This window comes from Vibrio sp. Hep-1b-8, assembly GCF_006124995.1.
In the GTDB taxonomy this organism is placed as follows: Bacteria; Pseudomonadota; Gammaproteobacteria; order Enterobacterales; family Vibrionaceae; genus Vibrio.
This window is the reverse complement of the sequence record NZ_QEWN01000062.1, coordinates 1-1,049: the sequence shown is the minus strand read 5'-3', so window position 1 is coordinate 1,049 and position 1,049 is coordinate 1. Positions and strand designations below refer to the sequence as shown.

Annotated in this window: 1 protein-coding gene and 1 pseudogene; both read right to left on the bottom strand. The window is 40.7% G+C overall.

The features are described 5' to 3' along the window. Positions 1-492 (bottom strand): annotated as a pseudogene (locus DA100_RS08245) (hypothetical protein); the annotation flags it as partial. Between the two features lie 177 nt (positions 493-669). After that, a partial coding sequence (locus DA100_RS08240; protein ID WP_138971719.1) for an IS630 family transposase occupies positions 670-1,049 on the bottom strand: 380 nt, incomplete at its 5' end.

Below are 1,049 nucleotides of genomic sequence, written 5' to 3'. Positions count from 1 at the left end.
CGTTGAGTTGCGTTCTAAGTACTTCCCTCCATCTTCACTCTGTTCAAATGGTCGACCTAATGTTTTTAGGTAAACATCATAATCCAGCAACTCCGCTTCATACTTTGACAACGAATAACTGCTTAGGGTGACTTCATGTTGAATATCTGCACCACGGCTCACAATCTCGACATCACTGTAACAGCTTGCTTCCGGCGTCCAGACAGGGCGATTAAGATCGTCGTTCATGCAGGGCATACGAAAGTCGCCCATACTAAAACTGCCACCTTCGACAAACACCATATTCTCAATTGACTTTACCGCGACCTCAGCGATCTTTTGTTTTAGTTCGCTGTCTGCATCTGGATAGTGTTTATTGACATTACTAATAATGGTGTTGAGCTGCTGTTGAGAAAGCACGTTGCTGGAAATGTCGATGTCGATGTCGATATCGCTATTGCATGCCGCCAATAAAGGAATCGCCCCGAGAAGACCTAGCCATTTATAATTCATTATCAATCCTCATTATTTAGCCGTTTATTTTAAGCGGCTAAGCAGGTGACATGAAGTTAATGACTCGGAAATAATGTGATTTTCCTTCCTTTTCTTAATGATGCACACCCAGTTAATAATTAATCAATCTATCAAGTAATTATCAGAAACGCTGTCTTAATATTGGTGTATACCCAATCAACTTGAAAATGCAGGCTTGAGTACCTGAAAATTATCATTGATTCGAGACGTCAGTGAACCTGCGATCTCTGGAAGAGTCACAGTAAAAAATTGATCGATGGCTTCCTTGAAGTCTCGTTTATTTTTGAAGTAAACGTTATTCCTCGACTGCTCGTTCATTACCTTCCAAAGCCGCTCAATTGGGTTGAGGTTTGGACTGTAAGGTGGAAGATAATGTAGTTCGATATTTAGGACAAACGCTGCATCTTTGACTAAGTCACTGCGGTGATATCCCGCACCATCTAAGATGATATGAAGCTTATGGGCTAATGGATAACTCTCTCTTAACTTACAGAAAAAGCGAACAATATTTTCACTGTTAATACTCTCGTAATCGT